25 protein-coding genes and 1 pseudogene are annotated in these 25,111 nt (G+C 69.0%); 15 read left to right on the top strand and 11 right to left on the bottom strand.

What is annotated here, in order from left to right:
• Window positions 1-29 precede the first annotated feature (29 nt).
• Complete coding sequence (locus ACWGSK_RS23880; protein ID WP_358505851.1) at window positions 30-740, top strand: MerR family transcriptional regulator; 711 nt, start codon at window positions 30-32, stop codon at window positions 738-740.
• Between the two features lie 62 nt (window positions 741-802).
• On the opposite strand, the gene ACWGSK_RS23875 is transcribed toward ACWGSK_RS23880, so the two are convergent.
• The gene (locus ACWGSK_RS23875; RefSeq protein WP_358505854.1) at window positions 803-2,179 is read right to left on the bottom strand and encodes an FAD-binding oxidoreductase; all 1,377 of its coding nucleotides are present in this window, start codon (window positions 2,177-2,179) and stop codon (window positions 803-805) included.
• A 266-nt stretch (window positions 2,180-2,445) separates the two neighbouring features.
• Between ACWGSK_RS23875 and ACWGSK_RS23870 the strand changes: the two genes are divergently transcribed.
• Complete coding sequence (locus tag ACWGSK_RS23870; RefSeq protein WP_452456800.1) at window positions 2,446-3,198, top strand: SDR family oxidoreductase; 753 nt, start codon at window positions 2,446-2,448, stop codon at window positions 3,196-3,198.
• A gap of 62 nt (window positions 3,199-3,260) precedes the next feature.
• On the opposite strand, the gene ACWGSK_RS23865 is transcribed toward ACWGSK_RS23870, so the two are convergent.
• From ACWGSK_RS23865 to ACWGSK_RS23855, 3 genes are read right to left on the bottom strand one after another with little or no spacing between them, the layout of a single operon-like run.
• Window positions 3,261-4,112, bottom strand: coding sequence for an ABC transporter permease (locus ACWGSK_RS23865; RefSeq protein WP_452456799.1), 852 nt, complete (start codon window positions 4,110-4,112; stop codon window positions 3,261-3,263).
• A complete protein-coding gene (locus ACWGSK_RS23860) occupies window positions 4,109-5,092 on the bottom strand; it encodes an ATP-binding cassette domain-containing protein (RefSeq protein ID WP_452456798.1) in 984 nt (327 codons plus the stop codon). The genes ACWGSK_RS23865 and ACWGSK_RS23860 overlap by 4 nt, the downstream gene beginning before the upstream one ends.
• A complete protein-coding gene (locus ACWGSK_RS23855; RefSeq protein ID WP_358505863.1) occupies window positions 5,092-5,919 on the bottom strand; it encodes an alpha/beta hydrolase in 828 nt (275 codons plus the stop codon). The genes ACWGSK_RS23860 and ACWGSK_RS23855 overlap by 1 nt, the downstream gene beginning before the upstream one ends.
• Before the next feature lie 205 nt (window positions 5,920-6,124).
• On the opposite strand from ACWGSK_RS23855, the gene ACWGSK_RS23850 reads away from it, so the two are divergent.
• Both ACWGSK_RS23850 and ACWGSK_RS23845 read left to right on the top strand, forming a co-directional pair.
• Complete coding sequence (locus ACWGSK_RS23850; protein ID WP_452456797.1) at window positions 6,125-6,871, top strand: hypothetical protein; 747 nt, start codon at window positions 6,125-6,127, stop codon at window positions 6,869-6,871.
• Window positions 6,868-7,677 carry a nucleotidyltransferase gene (locus ACWGSK_RS23845; RefSeq protein WP_452456796.1) on the top strand — a complete coding sequence of 270 codons (810 nt, stop codon included), beginning with the start codon at window positions 6,868-6,870 and terminating at the stop codon, window positions 7,675-7,677. The genes ACWGSK_RS23850 and ACWGSK_RS23845 overlap by 4 nt, the downstream gene beginning before the upstream one ends.
• Window positions 7,678-7,904: 227 nt before the next feature.
• Here ACWGSK_RS23845 and ACWGSK_RS23840 read toward each other — a convergent pair whose 3' ends face one another.
• Window positions 7,905-9,527 (bottom strand): IS200/IS605 family accessory protein TnpB-related protein, encoded by a 1,623-nt coding sequence (locus tag ACWGSK_RS23840; RefSeq protein WP_452456795.1) that lies wholly within the window; start codon window positions 9,525-9,527, stop codon window positions 7,905-7,907.
• A 242-nt stretch (window positions 9,528-9,769) separates the two neighbouring features.
• Here ACWGSK_RS23840 and ACWGSK_RS23835 point away from each other — a divergent pair.
• Window positions 9,770-10,042, top strand: a pseudogene (locus ACWGSK_RS23835) (helix-turn-helix transcriptional regulator); the annotation flags it as partial.
• A gap of 10 nt (window positions 10,043-10,052) precedes the next feature.
• The gene (locus ACWGSK_RS23830; RefSeq protein ID WP_452456794.1) at window positions 10,053-10,577 is read left to right on the top strand and encodes a VOC family protein; all 525 of its coding nucleotides are present in this window, start codon (window positions 10,053-10,055) and stop codon (window positions 10,575-10,577) included.
• Here ACWGSK_RS23830 and ACWGSK_RS23825 read toward each other — a convergent pair.
• The 3 genes from ACWGSK_RS23825 to ACWGSK_RS23815 all read right to left on the bottom strand — a co-directional run bounded on the left by ACWGSK_RS23825 (window position 10,549) and on the right by ACWGSK_RS23815 (window position 13,202).
• Window positions 10,549-10,995, bottom strand: coding sequence for a hypothetical protein (locus ACWGSK_RS23825; protein ID WP_452456793.1), 447 nt, complete (start codon window positions 10,993-10,995; stop codon window positions 10,549-10,551). The two genes, ACWGSK_RS23830 and ACWGSK_RS23825, sit on opposite strands and share 29 nt — an antisense overlap.
• Before the next feature lie 769 nt (window positions 10,996-11,764).
• Window positions 11,765-12,808, bottom strand: coding sequence for a zinc-binding dehydrogenase (locus ACWGSK_RS23820; RefSeq protein ID WP_452456792.1), 1,044 nt, complete (start codon window positions 12,806-12,808; stop codon window positions 11,765-11,767).
• A 19-nt stretch (window positions 12,809-12,827) separates the two neighbouring features.
• On the bottom strand, window positions 12,828-13,202 hold the full coding sequence (locus tag ACWGSK_RS23815) for a hypothetical protein (protein WP_452456791.1): 375 nt from the start codon (window positions 13,200-13,202) through the stop codon (window positions 12,828-12,830).
• 138 nt (window positions 13,203-13,340) lie between these two features.
• Here ACWGSK_RS23815 and ACWGSK_RS23810 point away from each other — a divergent pair, with 138 nt between their 5' ends.
• Entirely contained in the window at window positions 13,341-14,309 is a 969-nt protein-coding gene (locus ACWGSK_RS23810; protein ID WP_452456790.1) for a helix-turn-helix transcriptional regulator, read from the top strand.
• A gap of 246 nt (window positions 14,310-14,555) precedes the next feature.
• Window positions 14,556-15,473, top strand: coding sequence for a phosphotransferase (locus ACWGSK_RS23805; protein WP_452456789.1), 918 nt, complete (start codon window positions 14,556-14,558; stop codon window positions 15,471-15,473).
• Between the two features lie 19 nt (window positions 15,474-15,492).
• Here ACWGSK_RS23805 and ACWGSK_RS23800 read toward each other — a convergent pair whose 3' ends face one another.
• Entirely contained in the window at window positions 15,493-15,858 is a 366-nt protein-coding gene (locus tag ACWGSK_RS23800) for a MerR family transcriptional regulator (RefSeq protein ID WP_452456788.1), read from the bottom strand.
• A gap of 584 nt (window positions 15,859-16,442) precedes the next feature.
• On the opposite strand from ACWGSK_RS23800, the gene ACWGSK_RS23795 reads away from it, so the two are divergent.
• Complete coding sequence (locus ACWGSK_RS23795) at window positions 16,443-17,300, top strand: hypothetical protein (RefSeq protein ID WP_452456787.1); 858 nt, start codon at window positions 16,443-16,445, stop codon at window positions 17,298-17,300.
• 256 nt (window positions 17,301-17,556) lie between these two features.
• Here ACWGSK_RS23795 and ACWGSK_RS23790 read toward each other — a convergent pair whose 3' ends face one another.
• Window positions 17,557-18,096 (bottom strand): MOSC domain-containing protein, encoded by a 540-nt coding sequence (locus tag ACWGSK_RS23790; RefSeq protein ID WP_452456786.1) that lies wholly within the window; start codon window positions 18,094-18,096, stop codon window positions 17,557-17,559.
• Window positions 18,097-18,372: 276 nt separating this feature from the next.
• Between ACWGSK_RS23790 and ACWGSK_RS23785 the strand changes: the two genes are divergently transcribed.
• The 5 genes from ACWGSK_RS23785 to ACWGSK_RS23765 all read left to right on the top strand — a co-directional run bounded on the left by ACWGSK_RS23785 (window position 18,373) and on the right by ACWGSK_RS23765 (window position 22,499).
• Window positions 18,373-19,380, top strand: coding sequence for a MerR family transcriptional regulator (locus ACWGSK_RS23785; RefSeq protein WP_452456785.1), 1,008 nt, complete (start codon window positions 18,373-18,375; stop codon window positions 19,378-19,380).
• A gap of 204 nt (window positions 19,381-19,584) precedes the next feature.
• Window positions 19,585-20,592, top strand: coding sequence for a MerR family transcriptional regulator (locus tag ACWGSK_RS23780; RefSeq protein ID WP_452456784.1), 1,008 nt, complete (start codon window positions 19,585-19,587; stop codon window positions 20,590-20,592).
• 96 nt (window positions 20,593-20,688) lie between these two features.
• Window positions 20,689-21,381, top strand: a complete 693-nt coding sequence (locus ACWGSK_RS23775; protein WP_452456783.1) for a class I SAM-dependent methyltransferase — start codon at window positions 20,689-20,691, stop codon at window positions 21,379-21,381.
• Between the two features lie 84 nt (window positions 21,382-21,465).
• Window positions 21,466-21,627 (top strand): hypothetical protein, encoded by a 162-nt coding sequence (locus tag ACWGSK_RS23770; RefSeq protein ID WP_452456782.1) that lies wholly within the window; start codon window positions 21,466-21,468, stop codon window positions 21,625-21,627.
• Window positions 21,624-22,499 carry an aminoglycoside phosphotransferase family protein gene (locus ACWGSK_RS23765; protein ID WP_452456781.1) on the top strand — a complete coding sequence of 292 codons (876 nt, stop codon included), beginning with the start codon at window positions 21,624-21,626 and terminating at the stop codon, window positions 22,497-22,499. Before ACWGSK_RS23770 ends, ACWGSK_RS23765 begins: the two co-directional genes overlap by 4 nt.
• A 289-nt stretch (window positions 22,500-22,788) precedes the next feature.
• Here ACWGSK_RS23765 and ACWGSK_RS23760 read toward each other — a convergent pair whose 3' ends face one another.
• Entirely contained in the window at window positions 22,789-24,393 is a 1,605-nt protein-coding gene (locus tag ACWGSK_RS23760) for an FUSC family protein (RefSeq protein ID WP_452456780.1), read from the bottom strand.
• Window positions 24,394-24,452: 59 nt separating this feature from the next.
• Between ACWGSK_RS23760 and ACWGSK_RS23755 the strand changes: the two genes are divergently transcribed.
• Window positions 24,453-24,938: a MarR family winged helix-turn-helix transcriptional regulator gene (locus ACWGSK_RS23755; RefSeq protein ID WP_358505904.1), complete on the top strand. Its 486-nt coding sequence runs from the start codon at window positions 24,453-24,455 to the stop codon at window positions 24,936-24,938.
• Window positions 24,939-25,111 lie beyond the last annotated feature (173 nt).

The raw sequence follows: 25,111 nt of genomic DNA, 5'->3' as shown, positions 1-25,111 counted from the left end.
ACCCACACCCCTTTCACGGAAGGAACCGCGTGGACGAGCCGGCCCGCCTGCGCCCCATCGACCTGGCCCGCGCCGCGGGCATCTCCACCCAACAGGTCCGCAACCACGCCGACGAAGGCCTGCTACCACCCACCCCACGCACCGCGTCCGGATACCGCGTCTTCACCCACCACCACCGCCGCGCCCTGCTCACCTACCGGGCCCTGTACGCCGCCTTCGGTAGCCACACCTCCCGCGAGATCATGCACGCCGTACACGCACAGGACACCGACCGCGCCCTGGAGCTGATCGACGCCGCCCACGCCGACCTGCACCGACACCGCCAAGCCCTGAACCAGGCAGGTCAGGCCCTGTCCGCCATCGCCCACCACACCGAGAACGCCCCCGCCCCACCCTCCGGTGACCTGCGCATCGGCGAGGTCGCCGCCCACCTGGGGGTGCGCACCTCGGCCCTACGCGTGTGGGAGCAGGCCGGCCTGCTCACCCCCCAACGCGACCACACCACCGGGTACCGCACCTACACCCCCGCCGACGTGCGTCTGGCCCGCATCGTCCACCTGCTCCGCCAGGTCGGCTACCCCCTACCCGACATCGGCCCCGTCCTGGAGCAACTGCGTCACAGCGGCGACACCACCGCCCTGAACCAGGCCCTGGATCAGCGCTCCCACGACCTGCTGGGCCGCTCCCGGGCCATGCTCACCGCCGCCGCCCACCTGCACGACCACCTCACCCACACCTGATCCCGAACGAAAAAAGGGGGGCCGTCCTCATCGAGAACGCCCCCCGCACAACACCGAAGGACTCAGGCGAACACCTTGCCCGGGTTCAGGACACCGTGCGGATCCAACGCCGCCTTGACCGCCCGATGCATCTCCACCACCTGGGGCCCCAACTCCTGGGCGGCCCCTCGCATCTTGAGCAACCCCACCCCGTGCTCACCGGTGACCGTGCCGCCCATCGCCAACGCCTCGTCCACGATCACCTCGAAGGCCTGCTTGGCCCGCTCCTTGGCGGCCTCGTCCCCGGCCGGAACGATGAACAGGGGGTGCAGGTTCCCATCACCGGCATGGGCGATGTTGCCGATGTGGGTGTCGAAACGCTCCGCCGCCCGCTCGATGGCCGCCAACATCTGCGGCACCCGCGCCTTGGGCACGCACACGTCCTCGGTCAACAACGGACCCAACCGCTCCAACGCCGGGTAGGCCAACCGGCGCGCCGAGAACAACGCCTCGGCCTCCTCGGCGTCGGTGGAACGCACCGCGTACACCGCACGCTCCTTCTCGAAACACTCCAGGATGCGGTCGGCCTCGGCCTGACCCGACTCACCGGGCAGGTCACTGCGGGCCAACAACAACACCTCGCCCTCGGCCGAGAGCCCCATGTTCTTCCACTCGTCCACCGCACGCAGACAGAACCGGTCGATCAACTCCATCGCCGAAGGCACGACACCGGCCGCCGAAACCGCCGCCACCGCACGACCCGCCTCCACCAACGAGTCGAAGTAGCCCACCACCGTGTGCTCCACCCCGGTGCGCAACGGAACCAGACGCAACGTCACCTCGGTGACCAACCCCAGCGTGCCCTCCGAACCCACCATGAGCCCGGCCAGGTCATAGCCGGTCACACCCTTGGCGGTGGTGCGCCCCAACCGCACCACCTCACCGGTCCCGGTCACCACCTCCATGCCCAGCACGTAGTCACGGGTCACCCCGTACTTGACGCAGCACAACCCGCCCGCGTTGGTGGCCACGTTCCCACCGATGGTCGACCACGGAGCCGAAGCCGGGTCCGGCGGATACCACAACCCGTCGGCGGCCACCCGCTCCCGCAGGTCATCGTTGACCACACCCGGCTGCACCGTGACGCTCTGCTGGACCGCGTCGACCTCCAACACCCGATCCATGCGCTCGAAGGAGACCACCACCCACCCCTGCCCGGCGTTGGCCGCACCCGACAAACCCGTACCGGCACCGCGCGCCACCACCGGAACCCCGTGCTCCACACAAGCGCGCACCACCCGCGCCACATCCGCCGTCTCTCGGGGGCGCACCACCGCCACCGGGCCACCGTAGGGAGCCCACTCGGCCTCATCGTGCGCGTACCCGGCCATCACCTGTGGATCGGTGACCACCGACCCCTGGCCCAAGGCGGCCGTCAACTCCTGCACGAGAGCGGACATGGACACACTCCTCACCACGCTGTGACGGCACCGTCTGCGCCGACGATGTCCAGCACTCTAACCGGACATCCCACACCACCGGTCACCACCTGCTCGTATTCGCACACCACCCACCAAAGCCCACCCCCGGCCCGGGTCACCGCCCCGGGAAGAACCCCACACCCCCTGACCACCCGCCCACACCGACACCCCTCCTGAAAACCCACGAAAACCACCCAACACGGTGTTAACGTGAACCTCTCATCGGCCGGTCTCGGAGGTGGAACATGCGCACGATCCTGGTCACCGGAGCCACAGGCGCACTGGGCACCCACGTCACCGAACTGCTACGCCAAGGCCAGGACCACGTACGCACCCTCAGCCGCAACCCCGACCCCACCGACCCCCACGCCCACGCCGTCGACCTACGCCAAGGCACCGGACTCGACCGGGCCCTGGACGGCGTCCACACCCTGCTGCACCTGGCCTCCACCCCCACCGGAGGCGACCTGCGAGCCGCCACCCACCTCATCGGCGCCGCCCGCAAGGCACGCGTGCACCACCTGGTCTACATCTCCATCGTCGGTGTCGACCGCATCCCCCTGGGCTACTACAAGACCAAACACACCGTCGAACAGGCCCTACAGGCAAGCGACCTGGGCGTGACCATCCTGCGCACCACCCAATTCCACACACTCATCAACGACCTGTGCGCACGCATGGCACGCCTGCCCGCCATGCCCTACCCCGACGTGGACGTCCAACCCGTCGACCCCACCGAAGTGGCCCTACGCCTGGCCCGCCTGGCCCGAGAGGAACCCGCCGGACGCGTCGACGACATGGGCGGACCCCAAATCGAATTCTTCGCCGACCTGGCCCAGACCTACCTGCGCGCCCACCGACTGAACAAACCCCGCCTGCCGCTACGCGCCCCGGGCCGCATCTTCGCCGCCTTCCGCGCCGGCGACCACCTGAGCCCCGAACACGTCGTGGGCCGCACCACCTTCACCCAATACCTGCACAACTCCACCCACCACTGAACATCCCGCACACGAAAACGGGGCGAGTGGCCCCCGCACACCCGCCCCACCCCCGGTGGATGTCAACGACTCAACCGGCGATAACGCGCCACCGACAACGGCACGAACACCGCCAACAACACCAACGGCCACACCAACGCCATCAACACCGCGTTCTGCGCCACCCACCCCTGACCGGCCACCACGGTGTTGCCGAACAACTCCCGACACGCCAACACCGTCGCCGACAACGGATTCCACTCCGCCACCGGAGCCACCCACACCGGCACCATCTCCGCGGGCACGAACGTCTCCGCCACCATCGCCAACGGGAACACCAACGAGAAGAACTTCATCGCCGACTCGGGGCTGCGCACCATCAACCCCAACCAGATCCCGACCCAGGTGAAGGCCAACCGCAACAGCAACAACAACCCCAACGCCGCCAGCGCCGCCCCCACACCCAGGTGCCAACGCCACCCGATCAACAACCCCATCCCCACCAGGACCGTCAGATCCATCAACGCCGACACCACATCGGCCATCGACCGGCCCACCAACAACGCCGAGGGCGCCATCGGCAACGTCCGAAACCGGTCCACCACCCCCCGCCCCACATCGGAGACCACCGCGATCGTGGTGTTACCGATCCCGAACGCCATCGTCAACGCGAACAACCCCGGCATGAGGAAATCCCGGTACTCATCACCGCCCACCCCCATGGCGGCGCCCATCGCCTCACCGAAGACGAACCCGAACAGCAACACCGCCAACACCGGGATCATCAACGTGCCCACGAGCTCATCGGGTTTGCGCACCAGGTGCGCCAGATAACGGCGGGCCACCACCACCGAGTCGGCCACCGCCCACCCCAGACGTCGCGACCACACCCCCACCCCACGAACCGGTTCCGGAGCCCACTCGACCTCGCTCACCACGAACCCCTCCCGCCCCCATCACCCGGACCATCGCCCTCCTGACCGGTCAAGGCCAAGAACACCTCGTCCAACGTGGGCCTACGCAACGCGATGTCCTCCACGTCCAACCCCGCCTCGTCCAAGGCCCGAACCACCTTGGTCAACGCAGCACCCCGTCCCGCCAACGGCGCCCGCACACACAACGCGTCCACGTCCACCGACGGTGGCGCACCGGCCATACGCTCCAACACCTGGGCCACCACCCCCAACTCCTGGGCACGACCCACCACGACCTCCACCCGGCCCCCGCCCACACGCTCCTTCAACTCCCCCGGCGTGCCCTGGGCGATCACCCCTCCGGCGTCCATCACCGAGATCCGATCAGCCAACCGGTCGGCCTCCTCCAGGTACTGGGTCGTCAACAGCACCGTGGTGCCACCCGCCACCAACTCACGCACCATCGACCACACCTGACCGCGGCTACGCGGGTCCAACCCCGTGGTCGGCTCATCCAAGAACAGCACCCGCGGATCCAACACCAGCCCCGCCGCCAGATCCAACCGACGACGCATCCCACCCGAGAAAGTGCGCACCGGCCGATCGGCCGCCCCCACCAGATCGAAACGCTCCAACAACTCCTGGGCACGCGAGCGCGAACGCACCCGCCCCAAGTGGTACAAACGCCCGAACATCTCCAGGTTGCGGCGCGCGCTCAACACCTCGTCCACCGCCGCGTACTGACCAACGAACCCGATCCGCTCACGCACCAACCAGGGGCGGGCCACCACATCGGCCCCCGCCACCCACGCGCGCCCGGAATCGAAGGACAACAAGGTCGCCAACACCCGCACCATGGTGGTCTTACCGGCACCGTTGGGCCCCAACAACCCGTGCACGATCCCCGCCCCCACCCGCAGGTCCACCCCGTCCAAGGCCACCTTGCCGCCCCGGTAGCCCTTGCGCAGACCCCGCGCCAGGATCGCCGTGTCCGTATCCATCAGGCCACCACCGAACCGGGCACCTCAACGGCCGGCACCGGCTCGCCGCGCCCACCCACCACACTCACCCGCTCATACCGTCCCACCGCGATCCGTGCGATGTTGCGCACCGACTCACTCCCGGACCGGTAATAGGAGCAGTGCCCGGGAATGTCACCTGTGGCGAACACCCGCGCCCCAAAACCCGACCGCAACGGCGAAGGCCCATGCCCCACCCCGCCCACATACCCGCGCGGAAAGAACCGGATCCAATCCTTGGGCCCCAAAGCCGCCCACAGATTCCCCGAAAACCCCAGAGCGTCCCCATCACGCACCCCCAACCCCGGGCTACCCAACACCACGCACTCATCCACCCGGGCCCGCGACAACGCCAGCCCGCACACCACCGCACCGTAACTGTGCCCCACCAACGTCACCCGCGCCGAGGACGGCAAGAACCGGGTCAACCGCACCAGATCACGCGCACCCCGCTCGGCCGGGGAGCGCATCACCGCCTCACCGAACCCCCGCGGAGTCCGATACCCCACCCACACCACCACCGCCACCCGCTCGGTGGGCGCCTGACGACGCATCTCCTCTAGCAGGATCGCCGCGTTCGCCCGCGGCCGCGTCAACCTCGCCTGATCGAAGTAGTTACCCAGGTCGTTGTCGTTACCCGGAACAACCACCGCCACATGATCGGCCTCGGCCGCATCCCCCAACTCCTCCACGATGCGCCCCGGCCCACTCTCATCGAAGGCCAGCACCCGAACACCACGTCGCACACCACGCCCATAACGCAAGGGGCCCTCAACGACACCGCAGGAAGGGGGGTTCACCGCGATCATGACTCTCCTCGACGAGACCGAAAACCTCCGGGTCCTCCCCGGCTCCTCAAACGCTAGATTCGACCGCCGGGAACCACCATGACGTCACCACCCGCTTACACCTCCACCCCCGCCCACCCCCCGAAGTGGTGCCAGCACCACCCCACCGCCCACCACCGGCCAAAACACCGTGCCCCACCACCCGCGCCTCTGCCAGGATGCCCCCATGCCCATCCACACCCTGGCCCAGCGACCCGACCTGACCCCCGCCCTGGAACACCCCCACCTCAACCCCGGACCCCAGGTGATGTTCCACGACCAGGACTCCACCCGCCTGTGGCCCCACCTGCCCACCACCTTCGGCGAACACCAACTCGCCCTGGTCGAGAACGGCCAGGTCATCGCCCGAGCCAACAGCGTCCCCCTCGCCTGGCACCACGACGAACACGACCTCCCCCAAGGCGGCTACGCCTGGGCCCTACGACAAGCCTTCGACGACCACGCCCACCAACGCACCCCCACCATCGCCGTGGCCCTGTACATCGCCATCACCCCCACCCACCAGGGCGAAGGCCTCAGCGCCCACATGGCCAACGCCCTACGCGCCAACGCCGCCTCCCACGGCCTCACCGCGCTGGCCGCACCCCTGCGCCCCACCCTCAAACACCACTACCCGCTCATCCCCATGGCCGAGTACGCCACCTGGAAACGCCCCGACGGCACCCACTTCGACCCCTGGATCCGCACCCACCACCGCCTGGGCGCCCACATCCTCCACCCCTGCGAAGAATCCATGCACGTCACCGGCACCCTGCACCAATGGCGACAATGGGCCGGAAAAGACCTCCCCGGCAGCGGAGAACACATCATCGACGGCGCCCTGAGCCCCGTCACCATCGACGTCGAGGCCGACCACGGCCACTACACCGAACCCAACCTGTGGGCCTGGCACCCCCTGGAGCCCACCCCGTGAGCGCGCCCCCACCCACCGGCCTCAACCCCGACGGCACCATCGCCCGCGAAGGCTCCATCACCCACGTCCCACCCGCCTTCGCCCCGCTCATCGAAGCGCTGCGCACCCACCTACCCCACACCTTCGGGCCCCGCCTGCACAGCGCCTACCTGTACGGCGGCATCCCACGCGGCACCGCCACACCCGCGATCTCGGACCTGGACGCCCTGGCCCTGCTGCACACCCCACCCACCCACGAGGACCACGCGCGGGCCGGCGCCCTGATGAGGGAGTTGAACGCCACCTTCCCCACCATCGACGGCGGCGACATCCTCCTGGACCACACCGATCAGATCCTGCGTCCCCTGACCGCCCAGGACGGCGGCTTCTTCGTGGCCTGCCTGTGCACACCACTGACCGGCCCCGATCTGGCCCACCACCTGCCCGCCTACCGGCCCACCACCCTGCTGGCCCGCCAGACCAACGGCGACCTGCACCTGGTCCTGCCCCGCTGGCGCCACGCCCTGGCCCAGACCCGCACCGACACCGACCTGAGCGCCCTGGCCCGCCGCATCGGACGACGTCTGGTGCGCACCGGATTCACTCTCACCATGCCCACCTGGGGTGGCTGGACCAGCGACCTGCGCCTGGCCACCGACGTGTTCACCCATTACCACCCCGAGCAGGCCGACCTCATGCGTCTGGCCCTGCGAACCGCCATCCACCCGGGCCCCGACCCCGCCCCGCTCCACCACCTGCTCGATGATCTGGCCCCCTGGCTGGAAACCACCTACACCGCCACCCACGGCCGCAAGAGCACGCCCTGAACACCAGACCACCCCACGCCCGCACGGGCCCATGTCGCACCCCCGTGCGAAACTGACAACGTGAAACGCCCCGACCTGGACGACCTGGTACGCCTACGCCGCGCCCGCGACCGCATGGACCGCGACTACGCCCAGCCCCTGGACGTACCCGCCCTGGCCAGCCAGGCCCTGATGTCCACCGGCCACTTCTCGCGCAGCTTCCGCGCCGCCTACGGAGAAACCGTTCCTCAGCAGTGTGCAGGGGTGACATCTGATGCCACCTCTGGTCCTGCGCGCATCCCGAACGGTGTTGGATGCGCTGGTCCTCCGCGTTCTTCTTCCCCCAAGGTCGGGGTGCGCGCATCGTGTGCGCGTTCCAAACCAGGGTGGCGGATTCCCTCACTCCCGCGAGCGCCCGGTCCGGCCTGGACGGTCCGAGGCCCGCACCCATCACTCTGATGGGTGCGGGGCGGTGCCGTCCGACGCCGGATCGGGTGCCCTTGGGCGCGTCGCCCGATCGCGATGCTCGCCGCATCGTGCCGGGACGTCTTCCTCTTGGCGGTGGTGGTGGGTTTTTGCCAGTGCTGGGCACCCCACCTGGAGGTGTAGGCCGCGTCCACGGCGATGACCGTGATCGCGGTGGCATCGGCCATCGAGGTCAGCCGGGCACGCAGCCTGGCGGTGGGCATCCCGGAGATGAGCCGGCGGAACCGTTTCCTGCGGCCGTGCCTCTCCCGCGACTTGGAGTCGGTGAAGTCCAGATCCTCCACCGCGACCGCCTGCACACCACAGCTTTGCGCCCAGCGCAACAACCGGGTCAGGGCGTGGCGCACCTGGGCGTCACGGTGAGCGGCGGTGCTGGACAACTCATAGTCGAACCGGCGCGGGGCGCCCATCGGGTTACCGTGGGTATCCAGGCGCCAGGCGGCCAGATGGTCGGCGTTCATATCGACACCGATCACCCCCTCGGTGAGGGCGGACCGAAGCGGGACCTGCGGTGGCACCGCGATCTGCCATGAGGCGGTGATGTACCAGCGCCCACGGTCCACATCCAGGTGCACCCGGTAGGCCACCGCCCGATTCGCCGCCACCCGATCGGCCCACTCCCGGCCCCGGTGCGCGAAAACGGCCGTTCCCGAGAGCCGGTACCGACCATGCGGGGCGTTCGCCCATTCCTTGAGCGGCGCCGGGAGCCTGATCGACACCTCACCCTGCGGAGTGATACGGATCGTCTCGTTCCCGAACCGCTTCCCCGACTCCCCATCGGCCTGGAGGAACCACCGCCGGGCTTCCCATCGCTCACGCCACTGGGACTCGCTCAACCGAGCATCGGCGAGATGGTGACGGTTGCGGGCCACGTCCTTACCACCACGCACCACGGAGACTTTCCCTGCCTCGAAGTCGGCCCGCACCGCAGCGAGCCGCTCCTGCAAGGTGGCCAGACGCCGGGACTTGGCGTGCCACTCCTGCCGGGATCGGTAGCCGCCCGGCCTCTTTCCGGTGCCCTTGGACCCGACCGGCAACGACAACCGGGACCGGAGCGTGGCGATCCCGGATTCCACAGAGCGCAGGTGCGCGGCTTGGCCACGCCGGGCCAGGGCCCACTGGTCGTGGGTGGCCTTGGTGATCGACCCCGCCCACCGCGAAGACGCCTCCGGGGTCAGTCGGCGTTTACGCTCCGCCCACGACGCGCTGTCCTGGTCCAACCCGTCAGCACAGCGGGCCTTGAGATCGGTGGCGGCCAACGAGCCCAGGTGCGCGCCGACCAGCCGCAACACCTTCTCGTCCTGAACGGTCAGGTGCTTGAGGCGGGTGCGCACGGCCACACCGGTCGGTCCCGGGACTGGGTAGGGGACCGCGATCGATCGCACCCCCCGTTGATGGGTGCCTGCCACGCGCTCCTCACCCCCTGGCCATGTTCGGTTCCCGTGTTCGAACACCACGCTAGCCACACCCCGGGGCGGATGTGGCACGAACAGGGAAACTCCTCCGACCAGGGGTGGGGGCGCACCGCTCGGATCCGGCTCCGGCGCCCTTCACGACAGGAGTGGTTCGATGAATTCACTCAGGGACGTACACGCACACTCATGTGACCGCGCACACGAACAGATGAGAACCCCCCTACAGCCACCTGATGACCCGCCGTATCGAACGCGCCAAAGCACTCCTGCGCCGCGGCGACATGTCGGTCACCGACGTGTGCTTCGCCGTGGGCTGCACCTCCCTGGGCACCTTCAGCACCCGCTTCACCGAACTGGTCGGGCTCAGCCCCAGCACCTACCGCGCCCAGGACCACGAAAGTGGCGCACCCATCCCCGCCTGCCTGGCCAAGACCGGCACACGACCGATCAGGAAAAGAGAAGCCCGAACCGACCCCGACTCCTAGCATCGAGTCCATGAACATCACACTCTCCACCTGCTTCATCGCCGTCGACGACCACGACAAGGCCCTGGCCTTCTACCGAGACGTCCTGGGCCTGCGGGTACGCAACGACGTCTCCTTCGAGGGGATGCGCTGGGTCACGGTCGGCTCTCCCGACCAACCCGACACCAGCATCGTGCTCGAACCACCCCTGGCCGACCCGGGCGCCTCCGAACAGGACCGACTCGCCATGGCCGAGCTCTTGGCCAAAGGGTTGCTGCGCGGGGTCATCTTCACCACCGACGACGTCGACGCCACCTTCGAACGCATCAGCTCCGCCGGCGGTGAGGTCCTGCAGGAGCCCATGGACCAGCCCTACGGGGTACGCGACTGTGCCTTCCGCGATTCCGGCCGGCAACATGCTCCGCTTCAACCAGGCCGGTTAGCGGCGCCCCGGCTCCGTCCCCGGCCACGGGGCGCGGAGCCGCCGAACCCACACCATGGATCAGAAGGTCAAGGGAGTGGCGTCCTCATCCGGTGGATGGTGGGCCGTCCTTGATGCTCGCGGGTGGGCGCACGGGCCAGGCGGGCGCGTACTCCACCCCTTGTTCGGGTGGCAGTAGTCGGTCGGTGCGCGTGTCCACGCACACCGACCGCACCAACTCGGCCCGCTCCAGGGGGTGGAACCGGCCGGCGTGCACCCACCAACCGCACAGGTGTTCGCGTGGAACGGGTCGCCCGTCGGGCCGGACGTGTCCGGTGGCGGTGGTGAAGGTGCGCAGTAGTACCCCCACGCGTTCGTGACCGGACACCGCCCGTCGTAGTTCGGTGATCACGGTGGGGTCCTCGATCACCACGCGTGTGCTCAGGCGCCGCAGTACGGTGCTCACCCTGGGGCGGATTCCCAGGGTGAGCAGGTGCAGATCGCCGGGGGCGGGGGCCAAAAGGGGAGCCAGGAAGGCCTGATGGTGGCACATAGGGGCAGTATGCGCCGCCGTGACGCCTCCGATCGGGTTATCCACAGGCCTATTTTTTCGGCCCCGCGCCGGACCGGCGAGGGGTCCGGGGCGAGGTCTACCTTCCCCCCTTTTGAAACGTTTGGTTTGTAACGTTATTCAATAACGTTACGCATCTATGGTGACGAAACAGATCTCCGGAAAGCCTCGAATCCTGACCCCCGATAAGTCAATGTTCTAGGAAGTCAGGCCCTCAGGGGCTCTCAGAGTCCACCCGCCACCCCACAGGGGTCCGCCAACGTTATTCAGCGCAAGACCCAGAGCAGCGAAAACGCGATGGATACACCCACCGCTGTACCAACGGGGGCGCCTCACCGAAGCGGGTCACACCCCTCCACGCTCCCCAGGTCAGATCCCCAAGAGCCACCACCCACTCCCATCACTCTTCTTCCCGGGGTCAGCGTGCCGGCCCGACCGGTGGCCCAGGTCCGTGAGGAGGTCACCGGCCGGCTGTGGCGGGCGCTGTGCGATCTGATCGCCGCCACCCAGCAGACGAGCCTGGAGAAGATGCTCGTGGTCGGCCAGGACGAGCGCTCCTCGCTTCCTGGACCGGCTGCGCGCCAAGGGTTACCCGGTGCGAGAGGAGGACGTGGTGCACCTGTCGGCATTCGTGCGCACCCACATCAACGTGCACGGCCACGACTCGTTCCCGCCCCCGGACATGCCCGGCGGGCGCCGCCAGGACCGCCCACGGTCGGGCGGCCCCGGTGAGGCCGTGGCCGGTGCCGTGTCAGGGCGTGATGAGGACCTTCAGGCTCTTGCGGTCGTCCATGTCCTTGTAGCCGGCGGGCACGCCGGCCAGGTCGGTGGTGGCGTCGAAGACCCTACCCGGCTCGATGGTGCCGTCCAGGATGTCGGGCAGCAGCTCCTCGATGTAGGCGCGTACCGGGGCGGGCCCACCCGCCAGGCGGATGTTGTGCCGGAACAGGCTGGCGAAACCGATCGGCGCCTCCTCGTACTGCGGCACGCCCACCCGGCTGATCACACCGCCGGGGCGAACGACACCGACGGCCTGCTCATAGGCGGGCACGTGCCCGACCGCTTCGAGGACGGCGTGCGAGCCATGGCCCCCGGTGAGCTCACGGACCCGGGCGATGCCCTCCTGGCCACGCTCGGCGACCACGTCGGTGGCGCCGAACTCCCGGCCCAGGTCGGTGCGGGCCTGGTGGCGTCCCATGAGGACGACCTGCTCGGCCCCCAAACGCTTGGCCGACAGGACCGCCATCAGCCCGACGGCGCCGTCACCGATCACGGTGACGCTCTGCCCGGGGGCCACGCCCGCGGCCTTGGCGGCGTGGTAGCCGGTGCCCAACACGTCGGCCAGGGTCAACAACGAGGGGATCAGCGCCGAGTCCGGCGCCACGGGCAGCTTGACCAGGGTGCCATCGGCCAGCGGCACACGGATCGCCTCGGCCTGGCCGCCCTCGTCGGCGACACCGTCCAGGAAGCCGGCCTCGTGGTGGGAGCAGGAGGTGTGCAGGCCCTCCTGGCAGAACCGGCACGTGTTGTCGGAGATCGCGAACGGGGAGACGACCAGATCACCCCTGGTGAGCGTGCTGACCTGCGACCCGATCTCCTCGACGACGCCGATCAGCTCGTGCCCCATCCGGGCGGGACCCTGGTCAGCGCTCATGGAGTGGTAGGGGTGCAGGTCGCTGCCGCACACACACGAGGCGGTGACGCGCACCAGCGCGTCGGTGGGGTGCTTGATCCGGGAGTCGGGCACGTTCTCGACACGGACGTCTCCGGCCTTGTACATCAGGGTCGCGCGCATGACGCTCTCTTTCTCGCTGTTACGTGGATACGGGATCGGTCGGTGGTTCAGGACAGGACGGAGGCCGGGGCGGGCTCGGGGCGCCCGACACGGCGGCCACGTGCCCCAGGGCGAACACCCCCAGGGCCAGGGTGAGCGTCAAACGCTGCGGCATCCGCAGGGTCGCCAGCGCCATCAGCGGCGCGCCCACGATCATGCCGATGGCGAAGACCGTGATCGTCAACCCCGCCCGGGCAAGGCCGACCCCCATGTCGGCGGCGATGTCGGCCAGCAGGCCCGCGACCACGAACTCGGTGGTGCCCATCAGGAACACCCCGGCGGCCAGGACGTAGACGGCCGGGGGAAGGCGAGCCGATCGGGCCTTCCCGACCGGCGGGCGGGTGTGTTCGTGCATGACGGATCCCGTGACGTGGTGAGGTGTTCGTTGTCGCCACCCACTCAACCCCCACGGGTCGGCCCGGAGAAGGTCGCGTTCATCGGGGGTACAACCTCCACCCCCCTGACGCGCTCACCTGGTCCTATGGTGGTCGGTATGGACAATCGTGCGGACATCAAGGGCTTTCTCACCAGCCGACGCGCCAAGCTGTCCCCCGAGCAGGTCGGCCTCCCCCCGGGTGCCCGCCGCCGGGTCCCCGGGTTGCGCCGCGAGGAGGTCGCCGTCCTGGCCGGGGTGAGCATCGAGTGGTACGTCTGGTTGGAGAAGGGCCACATCGCGGGTGTGTCCGAAGAGGTGCTCGCCGCCGTCGCCCACGCGCTGCGCTTGAACGAGGAGGAGCGCACCCATTTGTTCGATCTGGCCCGCGCCGCGCGCCCTACCCGTCGCAGGGCGACCCGCCGCCGCGAGGTCGCCCTCGCGCCGCCCGTGCAGTGGATGCTGGACTCCATCACGATGTCGGCGGCGTTCGTGCGCAACGGCCGATTGGACGTCGTCGCGACCAACGCCTTGGCCAGGGCGCTGCACGCGCCGATGTTCGCCAGCCCGACCACGACCGCCCACGGGCGGGCCAACTTCGCCCGCTACCACTTCCTCGACCCCGACTCCCGGGACTTCTTCGTGGACTGGGGGGCCGGGGCCGCGATGACCGTGGCGCTGCTGCGCGCCGAGGTCGGACCCGAACCCCACGACAAGGCTCTGTGTGAACTCATCGGTGAGCTGTCCACCCTCAGCGACGACTTCCGCGCCCTGTGGGCCTCGCACGACGTGCGCATCCACCACGGCGGCACCAAACGCCTCCACCATCCACAGGTGGGCGATCTGGAACTGACCTATCGATCCCTGGACCTGCCGACCCCACCGCGGGCCGTGCACGACCTGTCGCTCTACACCGCCGAACCGGGGACCCCGCACGAGGAACGGCTCAAGCTCCTGGCGAGCTGGGCCGCGCCCGCCGTCCCTGGCGGGCGACGGGGAACGGATTCGCTTCCCGCTCCCGAAGCCGGCCCGGGCGCGAACCAGGGCTGGTTCTCCCCACGCTCCGGCGGGCCGCGAAGCAGCCGATGAGCAGGGGGCGTGGATGAGGAGCGTGTCACCAGACCGTGGTGTGCGCCATGGGGGCCGCAGCGGGGGTCGGCCCCCTTCCAACGACGGCTAACCTTACGGCCCGCACGTGTTGCGCCACACCTTCGGCACCGATCTCGTCCGCGGCCGAGGCCACCCACCTCCGGGTTCGCACAGAGGACACAACGCCGCGAACACTGGAACGGCCGCAGAGCGTTGTCATGGTCGAGCCTCGTATGGTTGCTCCGCATGACCCAGATCGAGATCACCGCGGGTCTCATCCGCGACCTGCTGCGAGACCAGCATCCGGACCTGGCCGAGTTGCCCCTTCGCGAGGTGGAGGGCGGCTGGGGCAACCAGATGTGGCGCCTCGGGGACGAGCTGGCCGTTCGGATCCAGCGCATGGACACCGACCCCGACCACCAACTCAAGGAACGCCGATGGCTGCCGCTGCTCGCCCCACGCCTGCCGCTGCCCATCCCCGTCCCGATGCGCAGTGGTGCACCCGCCGAGCGCTTGCCCAAGATGTGGACGGTCATGACGTGGGTGCCCGGTCTGCCGCTGGACCACGGGACGATCACCCGCGGCGAGCACGCGGCCGACACCCTGGCGGCGTTCCTGCGAGCACTGCATGTGCCGGCACCCGCCAACGCACCCGTTGATACGGGCCGCGGCGCACACCCCAAGGATCACACGAAGGGCTTCGGCCGGTTCTTCGACTCCGTCGACGCTGACGCGATCGGCGCCGACGCCGCCGACGTTCGGGCCATCTGGGACGACGCCGTGGCGGCCCCCGCATGGGAAGGTCCGCCGGTGTGGGTGCACGGCGACCTGCATCCCGCCAACGTCGTCGTCGCGGATGGGACGCTGGCGGGCGTCATCGACTTCGGTGACCTGTTCGTCGGCGACCCGGCGTCGGACCTGGCGGCCGCCTGGGTATTGCTGCCGGTGGGCGCGGCCGCACGCTTCTTCACCGCGTACGCGGAGGCCGACGAGGCCACGGTCCGGCGCGCCCGCGGGATGGCCGCGCTGAAGAGCCTCTTCCTGATACTGATGGGCCAGAACGGGGACCGCGGCCTGCCCGGCGGCAAGCCGGCGTGGGGCCCGGCGGGACGCGCGGCGCTCGGCCGGGTCCTGCGCGAGCCTCTGCCCCGATTCCACGAGTAGATCGACGGCGTACATGGTCTCAGGGCTCGCGCATGGCTTTCCGGGTGGCCTCGACCATGCCGTTCAGGGTCTGACGGGTGCGGGCGAGCGCGTCGGCCTGGGCGTCGATGCGGTCGAGTTCGGCGGTGAGTCGGCGCAGTACCTGAGGCGGGCAGCGCTGCCCGGAGGGCACGACGTGCGGCAGCAGATCGGCGATGGTCGTGCTGTTCATGCCCACGGTGAAGAGCTGGCGGATCAGCAGTACACGTTCCACGGCCGCCTCGTCGTAGTGGCGCTGTCCGCTGGAGCTGCGCCGGCTGGAGAGCATGTCCTGCTTCTCGTAGTAGCGCAGGGAACGCACGCTGGCTCCGGTCCGCTCGGCCGACCGGGAGAAGACTCCGGGCATGCGTGACCGTCTGCTGGAGCGCATGATCGCTTTCACCTCCCCGCCCACGCTGGAGGAGATCGTGGAACTCCAACGCGCGGCCCACCGCTGACACCCCTCGCACCACCGACGAACCCGCTCATCAAGGCACGCTTTCATGAAACGCCGGCGGGCAGATCTGCGCGGAAACCGGAGGGAATTGGAACCGCTACACCCCAGCGACCACGCACGGTGATCGGCGCGGCGAGAGTCCCGAGAAAACGGATCACTCGACTCTCGCCGGTCGATCGCCGCGCGAACACTGTGGGGCGCGCGGGCTTCACTCTTGGGGCAAGATGTCGAACTCCTCGCCCTCGGGGTCGGCCATCACCACCCACTCCTGGACTCGGGCTCTGCGGTCGGCGCGGGCAACGACCCCACACCCTCGGCACATGAAAAGCCTTAAGAATGGGTGTGTGGTCCAAGGGGAGGGCTCACCCGCACATCTTCGATTCGAGGCGATCGCCTGCCAGAATGCGTGTGTTCGTGCGGGCACGTTGTGTGGGCGAGGAAATCCTCCGCGCCGTGCGACCTGCGCCCCCACCCCCGGCACAGAAGGAGACACCGTGGTCACCCCCGACCCGGTCGATGATCGACTCGGCCCTTTACGCAGCACCCACCCGGTCCAAGTGCACCGTTACCGCAACACCGGAGGTATCGCGCTCGCGATAGCACTCGGCGGTGCCATCCTGCTGAGCCTGATGCTCGCCCACCCCATCTTCATCTACGAAGACTATTTCGGCTTCGATTGGATCTTCGGCGGTGTCGTCACCACCCTGATCCTCCCCCTGCCCATCGCCGTAGGGCAACTGACCAGGAAACTACAAAGCGGCAAGGAAGAGACCTTCCTGCTCTACGACCACGGACTCGCGCGACACACACCCAAGGGCGCACAAAGCTGGACCTGGGAGGAGATCTGTCTCCTACGGGTCAACTCCACCAGCACCATGGACGAGGAACCACTCGCCATCTCCCAGCGCCTCAGCCGGCTCCTAGGGCAGGAATATCGTTGCCTGGTCCGATTCACCGACGGAGCCAAGATCAGTATCGACGGCCACACCACCCATGGCCAAATGATCGTCCAAGCCCTTCTCACGTACCGGCCCGACGTGCTGGTCCGGTACCGCTCGGCGGCGTTTCGGCGGGCCATGGTCGCGATCCTACCGATCTGCGGCCTGGTCCTCGCCTCCGGCATCGTGCGCGGCTACCTGTTCTTGAACAACACCGAAACCTCCACCGAGTACCACCCCGCCCAAGAAAGATTCTTTCTGCTGGTGGCCACCGGCATGATCGTCTGCTTCCTCGGCACGATGATCTGCTTCACGCAGGCCGTGCTGATGGGGCGGACCCTGTCCCGCGACCACGACCCGCACGAACAAGAGGACGACTCCAGGTTCTGGCGATACCGCAGCCCCCACCACTGAACGCCCCGGGCCCCGGCCTGAGCACCGAACCCGAAGACCACAACCCCTCGGGGCTCGGAGCACGGTCACCCCCATGGACAACCAGCAGCCCTACCCCATCGGAGACGCCACCCGCCGCAGCGGCTCCAGTGCCGTCACACCAACGCCGACCTCTGCACGATGCGCACCCCCTGACAGGCCCTCGCGCCTCGCACAGGCGAGCACAGCCAGGGGCGAGTCCTCAACCAGATACCGACATTCGGGGGCCGTACCTGTGTCAGACCCGTTCCAAGGGCACGTGCGCCCCCTCCGGCTCGCGCACCCCCACCCTCATCCCGGGCTCGACGACGCCCCCCTCCAGCACCACACCCATCACCCCGGCCCGAAGCACCAGCACACCCTGCTCGTCCCGGTACACCATCTGCTTGAGCAGCCCCGGACGAAACCCGTCGATCTGCGCGCACGGGTTGCGCAACCCGGTGATCTGCACCCGGGCCGTCCCGAACCCGAGCACGGTTCCCCGGGACAATCCCAGCAGGTCGAGCCCGCGGGTGGTGATGTTCTCGCCCATCTGCCCGGGCGCGACCTCGAACCCGGCCAAGGCGACCTCCTCCAGGAGTTCGGCGTGGATCAGGTGCACCTGGCGCAGGTTGGGGCGGGTGGGGTCGACCGCCACCCGTGATCGGTGCTTGACGGTCCTGCCCAGGTGCGCGTCGCCCTGCACCCCCAACCCGGCCAGAAGACGGATCCGTGCCCGGAGGGGTTTACCGAAAGTGTGCTCGGGGCTGCTACCGACCGACTCCACGACGGGGGCCATGGCCACCCTCCTCTGCCACGTGTTCCAACGGGCCCCTCAGCCTAGACACCCCGGAACGGACGACGGGAGATCGCCCCCCCGGCCCGACCCGACCGGGTCGACTCACCGCACTCACAAAACCCTGTGACCTGCCCTGATGCCCTCGGGGTGTGTGCGCCGCCCATGTCATTGACACATCAGGGGCGCTCTGCGCCACCACCACCGACCCCGAGGGGTGGACCACCACGACCCCTCGGGGTTTGCATCTCAAGTGGCTTGAGAGTGCACGGTTACCCCATGGACAACCAGCAGCCGTACCCCATCGGAGACGCCGCCCGCCGCAGCGGCCTCAGCGTCAGCGCCGTGCGCTTCTACGCCGACGCCGGAATCGTGGAGCCCACACACCTGTCCCAGGCGGGCCACCGCCTGTACGACATCGACACCATCGCCCGCCTGGAACTGGTGCGCACCCTGCGCGAGTTGGACACCGAACTGAACGAGATCCGCCGCCTGCTCGAAGGTGGCACGACCCTGCACGATCTGCTCACCACCCACCTGGCCATCGTCGAACGCCAAGAACGCACCCTGCGGGCCAGGAGGGCGGTGCTGCGCACCCTGATCAAGCAGGGCGCCACGACCACACAGGCCGACCTGATGCACAAACTCGTCTCGATGACCGACGAGGAACGCGAGCGGGTCATCGACGACTTCTGGGACGAGGTCGGCGAAGACCTCGACGTCCCCGAAGGCTTCGTCGACCGTCTGCGCACGATGCGTCCGGTCCTGCCCGCCGACCCCACCGCCACCCAACTACAGGCATGGATCGAACTGGCCGACCTGGTCAAGGACCCGGCGTTTCGCGACGGGGTCCGCACCTACCTGCACCAGACCTACTCCACGGACGTGGGCAGGAACATCGCGAGCCCGCACTTCCAGGAATTCATGTACGAGAGCGGGCCCGGGCTCATCGAAGAGGTCCTGGCCGCACACCGCGCCGGTGAGTCTCCCCGCTCCCCCTGGGCACAAAAGGCCATCACCCGCTTCATGGAGGCGTCCGCCGGGGTGTCCCACACCCCACTCACCCACCAAGTCCGCGACCGGCTGGCCGACGCCTACCGGCGCATCCCCGATATCAAGCGCCAGATCGCCGAGGAGGACGCCGCCTCCCAAGGCCCCGTCTACGACCAGACCCACGGCCGATACCTGTCCCTGGTGGCGGTGATCAATGGGACCGCACCCCAGGAGGACACAGCGCCCTACGACTGGATCGCCGAAGCCATGCGCGCCCCGACCGACGGCGACTGAGCACCCCGCCCACACACCCGGCGGCGGCGCCGTCACAGGCCGGCCACCGCCGCCGGGCCACCGGCCACGACACAGTGCGCCACCCACGCCCCCATCCACCGCGAGGCACCCGGTATCGACCCCGAACGTTTCCACCGGGTCGAGTCGGAACCGGCGAGCGAACAGGTTGCGCCTCAAGTGACTTCAACCGCCACAGTGGGCTCCATGAACGACGACGAACTACACCCCATCGCCGACGCCGCCCGCCGCAGCGGCCTCAGCGTCAGCGCCGTGCGCTTCTACTCCAACGAAGGACTCATCCCACCTGAGGGCCACAACAGCGCAGGCCATCGCATGTACACCATCGACGCCATCGCCCGCCTGGAACTGGTGCGCACCCTGCGTGAGTTGGACACCGACCTGCAGCAGATCCGTCGCCTCCTGGAAGGCGAGACCACCCTGCACGATCTGCTCACCACCCACCTGGCCATCGTCGAGAACCAGGAACGCACCTTCCGGGCCAGGCGAGCCGTCCTGAACACCCTCATCGAGCAGGGGGGCACCACGGCCCGAGCCGACCTGATGCACAAGCTCCTGTCCATGACCGATGAGGAACGCGAACAGACCATCGACGACTTCTGGAACGAGATCGCACACGGTTTGGACGTACCCGAGGGGTTCCTCGACCGATTGCGAGAACTACGCCCCCGGCTACCCGATGAACCCACCCTGGACCAGCTCCAGGCCTGGATCGAACTGGGCGACCTGGTGGGCAACCCGTTGTTCCGCGAGGAGGTCCGCACCGGCCTGCACCTGGACCACGGCCTCAACGAGACCGGACGCGAAATCGCCGCCCCACCCATCCAGGAACTCATACACGACGTCGGCCCTCCCATCTTCAAGAAGGTCCTGGCCCTGTACCACGCGGGCGAGGACCCCCGCTCCGCGAACGTGCAACAGGTCATCGTCCACATGCTGGAAGTGATCTGCGAGTACACCGATCAGCGCCCCGGCCCGCAGCTGCGCGATCGCATGGCCAAAAGCTACCGGCAGCTCTCGGACCTGATCCGCCAGGACCAAGAGGAGGGCTCCACCTCCCAGGACGCGCACCAGGACGCCTTCATCCGCTACCGGGACCTGGTGCAACGGATCAACGGCCAACAGGACCAGGACGAGATCGTCGATGAGCCCGCCCACCTTTTGTGGATGGCCGACGCCATCAGCGCCCCCTGATCACCCCCAAAAGCCGGCATCATCGACCGGTGCGGCCCCGCCCGGCACCGCCGCACCCCCGGTTGCGACCCCCCACCTGATTCGAGGCCACCACACGTGAACGACTACGACGACTTCGCCGACGCCTACTCCATCGACAACGAGAACAACCTCACCAACGGCCACTACGAACGCCCGGCCATGATCGACCTCGCGGCGAACGTGCGGGGCAAACAGATCCTGGACGCCGGCTGCGGATCCGGTCCCCTGTCCGCGGCCCTACGCGACCAAGGCGCCACCGTGGCCGGCTTCGACGCCAGCACCAAGATGATCGAACTGGCCCGCCAACGCCTGGGGCCAGGCACCGAGCTGCACGTGGCCGACCTGGGCGGGCCCCTTCCCTTCAACGACGGCGCCTTCGACGACGTGGTCTGCTCCCTGGTCCTGCACTACCTCCAGGACTGGAGTGGTGCCCTGGCCGAACTCCACCGCGTGCTCAAACCGGGCGGGCGTCTGATCGCCTCGGTCAACCACCCCATCATCCACAAGATGATCGCCCCTGAGTCCGACTACTTCGCCATCGCCCAGTGGTCACAAACCCACACCTTCAACGGACGACCCGCCACCCTCACCTACTGGCACCGGCCCCTGCACGCGATGACCGACGCCTTCACCCAGGCCGGTTTTCGCATCACCCGCATCAGCGAACCGCCCTTCTCCCCCCACACCCCGGCAGAACTCATCCCCTCGGAGTTGGCGGGACGCACCTCCTTCCTGAGCTTCCTGTTCTTCGTACTGCACAAGGACTGACCCACCGGCGCACGTTCGTGGCCAGGCCCCGCCCCCGCCGAAAAACCCGTGGCGCCCCCGCCGCCCACCCGACATGCTCATCCCATGTCGATCACCAACACCCGCGCCACCGGGTTGTACGAGTCGTCGGGCTTAGGTGTGGTGGGCACCCTGGAACGGGGGTTACGCCACCCGACCCAGGGCCACGTGGGGTTGCACATCATGTACCGCACCCTGGACCAGGACCCCACCCGAGCACGCCGGTGAGTGCCCGCCCACAGGTGGAGGAACTCGTGCGCGCGGTGGCCGCCCGCCACCGCATCACCCCCGACCGCATCCGATCGCTGCCTGTGGGGGAGGCCAACCACGTCCTGGCCCTGGGCCCCGATCTGGTCCTGCGCGTTCCCCGCCTCCGCGAACACGCCCAGGACCTGGCCAAGGAGGCCGAACTCCTGCCCCTGGCCCACACCGCCCGGGTGGGCACCCCGGCCCTGGTCGAACACGCCACCACCCCCGTGCCCTACCTGCTACAGACCCGCTTGCCCGGCACCGACCTGGCCACCACCGCAACTCCCGCACCCGCTCTGCTGCGGGAGTTGGGCCAAAGAATGGGGCGCCTGCACCATCTGCCCACCGCGAACCTTCGCACCCCACCCCGACAGGGCGAGTCCACCGATCCGACCGATCTGCTCCAACACCTGCACCACATCGGCGTGCTCGACGCCCACACCACCACCTGGTGCACGGGTCTGCTGCGCCGCCTGAACGACGCCCACCCCCGCCCCGGGCCGGTGTTGATCCACGGGGACCTGACCCCCACCAACGTGCTCGCCACCCCAGACGGTGCCCTGTCGGGGATCGTGGACCTGGGGGACGCGGCCTTGGCCGAGGCGGCGGTGGACTTCGCCAAACTCCCACCGCACTGGCTTCCCGAGGTCCTGGCCGGCTATCCCCACCCACCGCGAACAGAACACGCCTGGCGTTCCCGCATCCTGCTCCACCATCTGACCTGGGCCCTGGCCCGCCTGCGCGAACCCCACCCCCGACCGGGCCGGCGCCACTGGAGCGCCCCGCCCGCCTCCCGTCTGCTCGCCCTGATGCGGCTGCTTGGCACACACCCCCACTGGGCCCCCACCTGAGCGGCGTTGTTCAGCGCCACCGCCCCGCGCCGGTGTGTTCGGGCACCCGAACGGGCGAGACCGATGGCTGCCGAGGCAACACCCAGGCCCCCAAGCGCCAGGCGCCCACCAGTGATGTTCACCCCACCGTCACGACCGCACCCGCCACGTTCACCGTGCGTTACGACACCTTGGATAGCGTCGGCGTTCATCCCCCTGCGAGCCCCTGGCAAGGACCATTTCCCTCACCGGGGCCGGGGAGGGCGGGCGCATGTGCGGATGCCACCCACCCCGGCCCCCACCTTCTCGCTCACACCCTCGTGTAGGAGCGGTCCTTGTCCAACAACGCCTGGGCGCGGGCGCACACCGCTTCGGCGTGCTCCAGCGAATCCGGCCCACCGACCTCACCGGCGGCCACCGCCAACGCCTCGCGCGCCCGAGCGTGGGCCTCCACCAACCGGTGGCGTGCCCCCACCTCCATCCCCACCCTCTCGGCGGCCACGCACGCGCGTTCACATTCGGCCAAGGCCCATTCCAGGCGCTGGTGCAACGACCTGTCGCGCACCAGCAGGGGCACCACCACGCCCACCACCGCGCCCAGCACGGTGGCGGCCAACCGCTCACCCACCAGGTCCGAGGCTCCCGCGCCAGGATGGGCCAACGCCGACAGCGCCAACGTCAACGGGGTCACGCACACGATCGCGTACGCGTAGTTGGTGCTCACCAACAACTCCGCGCCCACCTGGCACAGCACCACCACGGCGATCAGCGTCCACACCGAGGAGGTGTCCACCACCGCGAACAGTGCGGCGGCCGCGACCGTACCGGCCACGGTGCCCAGCGCTCGTTGCAGGGTGCGGTGCCAGGTGACGGTCACGCTGGTGGCCTGCAACACCGAGGCCGCCGAAACGGTCGCCCAGTAGCCGTGTCCCATGCCCAAGGACCAGGCCAACGCGCCGGCGGCCAGGGAGGCCAGGGCCACACGCAGCGCCCACACCATGCGCGGGCGCGGTCCCCTCTCACCGGGCCGCGCCAGGCGGATCCGGTCGGCGTGGGCGCTGAAGGTGCGCAGTTCCTCGTCGGTGACCAGCGGGTCCAGGTGGCGGCGGGTGCGCACGCGGCGGGCCAGCTCGCGTAGTTCGGCGGCCCGGCGCCCCTCCAGTACCCGGTCGCCGCCGGTGGCCAGCAGGGTGTGGGCGCGGGCGATCATCACCTCAAGGGTCAGCACGGTGTCGGTGCGCGTGGTGGTGCCCAACAACCGGTGGGCCCGGTGCAGGGCCGCTTCGGCGCCCTGGCCTCGCGCGGGGGTGGGGGCGTGCAGGTGGTCGGCGACCGCGTGCAGGGCTCGGGCCACGACCAGGCGGTGGCCGGCGCGGGGGTGGAAGAACACCCCGACCATGGCCATCACCCAGCACAGGGCGCTGGATGCGGCGATGGTCGCCGTGTTGATGGGCACCCCGGCCAGGGTTTGGGGGGCGTAGGCGGCCACTCCGGCGGCGAAGACGAACATCAGCCCGGCCGGGGCGCCCAGGTTCACGGTGTCGGAGGTGTACTTGGCCGCGGCCGCCACCAGGGCCACCACCACGATGGGCCCCAGCATGGAGGTCGAAAGGGCCGAGGTCAGCGCGCCGGCGCCCACCGCCAGGGTCAGTCCGCCGGCCACCAGGGCCAGGATCGGTGCGCGGCGACGGTAGGTGTCATCGCGCGCGTACAGGGCGGTGAAGCAGCCCATGGCGGCGTAGGGAGCCAGGTCCATGCGTCCGGCCAGGTACAGGGTGGTCAATACCGCCAGCAGACATAGGCCCACTCGGGTGGCGGTGACGACGACGTTGCCGCGTACGCGGCGGGGCGAGAGGGAGCCTTTGGAGTCGAAGAGGGTGCTCGACCGCCCCCAAAAAGAAGAAAAGTAGTTCACAAGTAAATTATTATAGGGTGGATACGATCCCAACGCCACCCAGCGAAAGACACCTCACCTTGAGCGACGCCGTGGCCCGCTTCCAAGAACACTGGGCCCAACTACACCCCGGCACGGACCTGACCGGTATGGAAGCCATCGGCCGCGTCCGCCGCCTGGCCGCCCTGGCCAACAACCGCACCGACGACGCCCTCACCGACACCGGCGTCTCCCGACCCGAATTCGAGATCCTGGCCGCCCTACGCCGCTCCCCCGGCGGCCTGCGCCCACGCCACCTGACCCGCGAGACCATCTCCTCGGGCGCCGCCACCACCAAACGCCTCCAACGCCTCGAAGAAGCCGGACTGCTCACCCGCACCCGCATCGAACGCGACCGCCGCGAAACCCTGGTGCGCCTGACCCCCGAAGGCGAAACCCTCGCCGACACCCTCTTCGCCCGCCAACTGGGCATCGACACCGACCTGCTCGCCCCCCTGAGCCAGGACGAGAGCACCCAACTGGCCGCCCTACTGGCCCGTGTGCTCACCCCCATCGACCACACCTGACCCCGACACCGGGACCACACCCACCACCACGGGCTTCTGAGCCACATCACCCCGGCCCACCTGCCTGAGCCTTACCGAGATGAACCAAATAAGCTCAAAAGGGGCAACGACGTTGCGGGGCCCTCCTGAGCCGCTGAGCAGCCACAGCCCCTCCTCGGCCGATCGCGGTTCGA

It is taken from the genome of Nocardiopsis sp. NPDC055551, from assembly GCF_053619415.1.
Note: the sequence above shows the minus strand (reverse complement) of the source record. Positions and strands in the feature narration are given on the sequence as shown.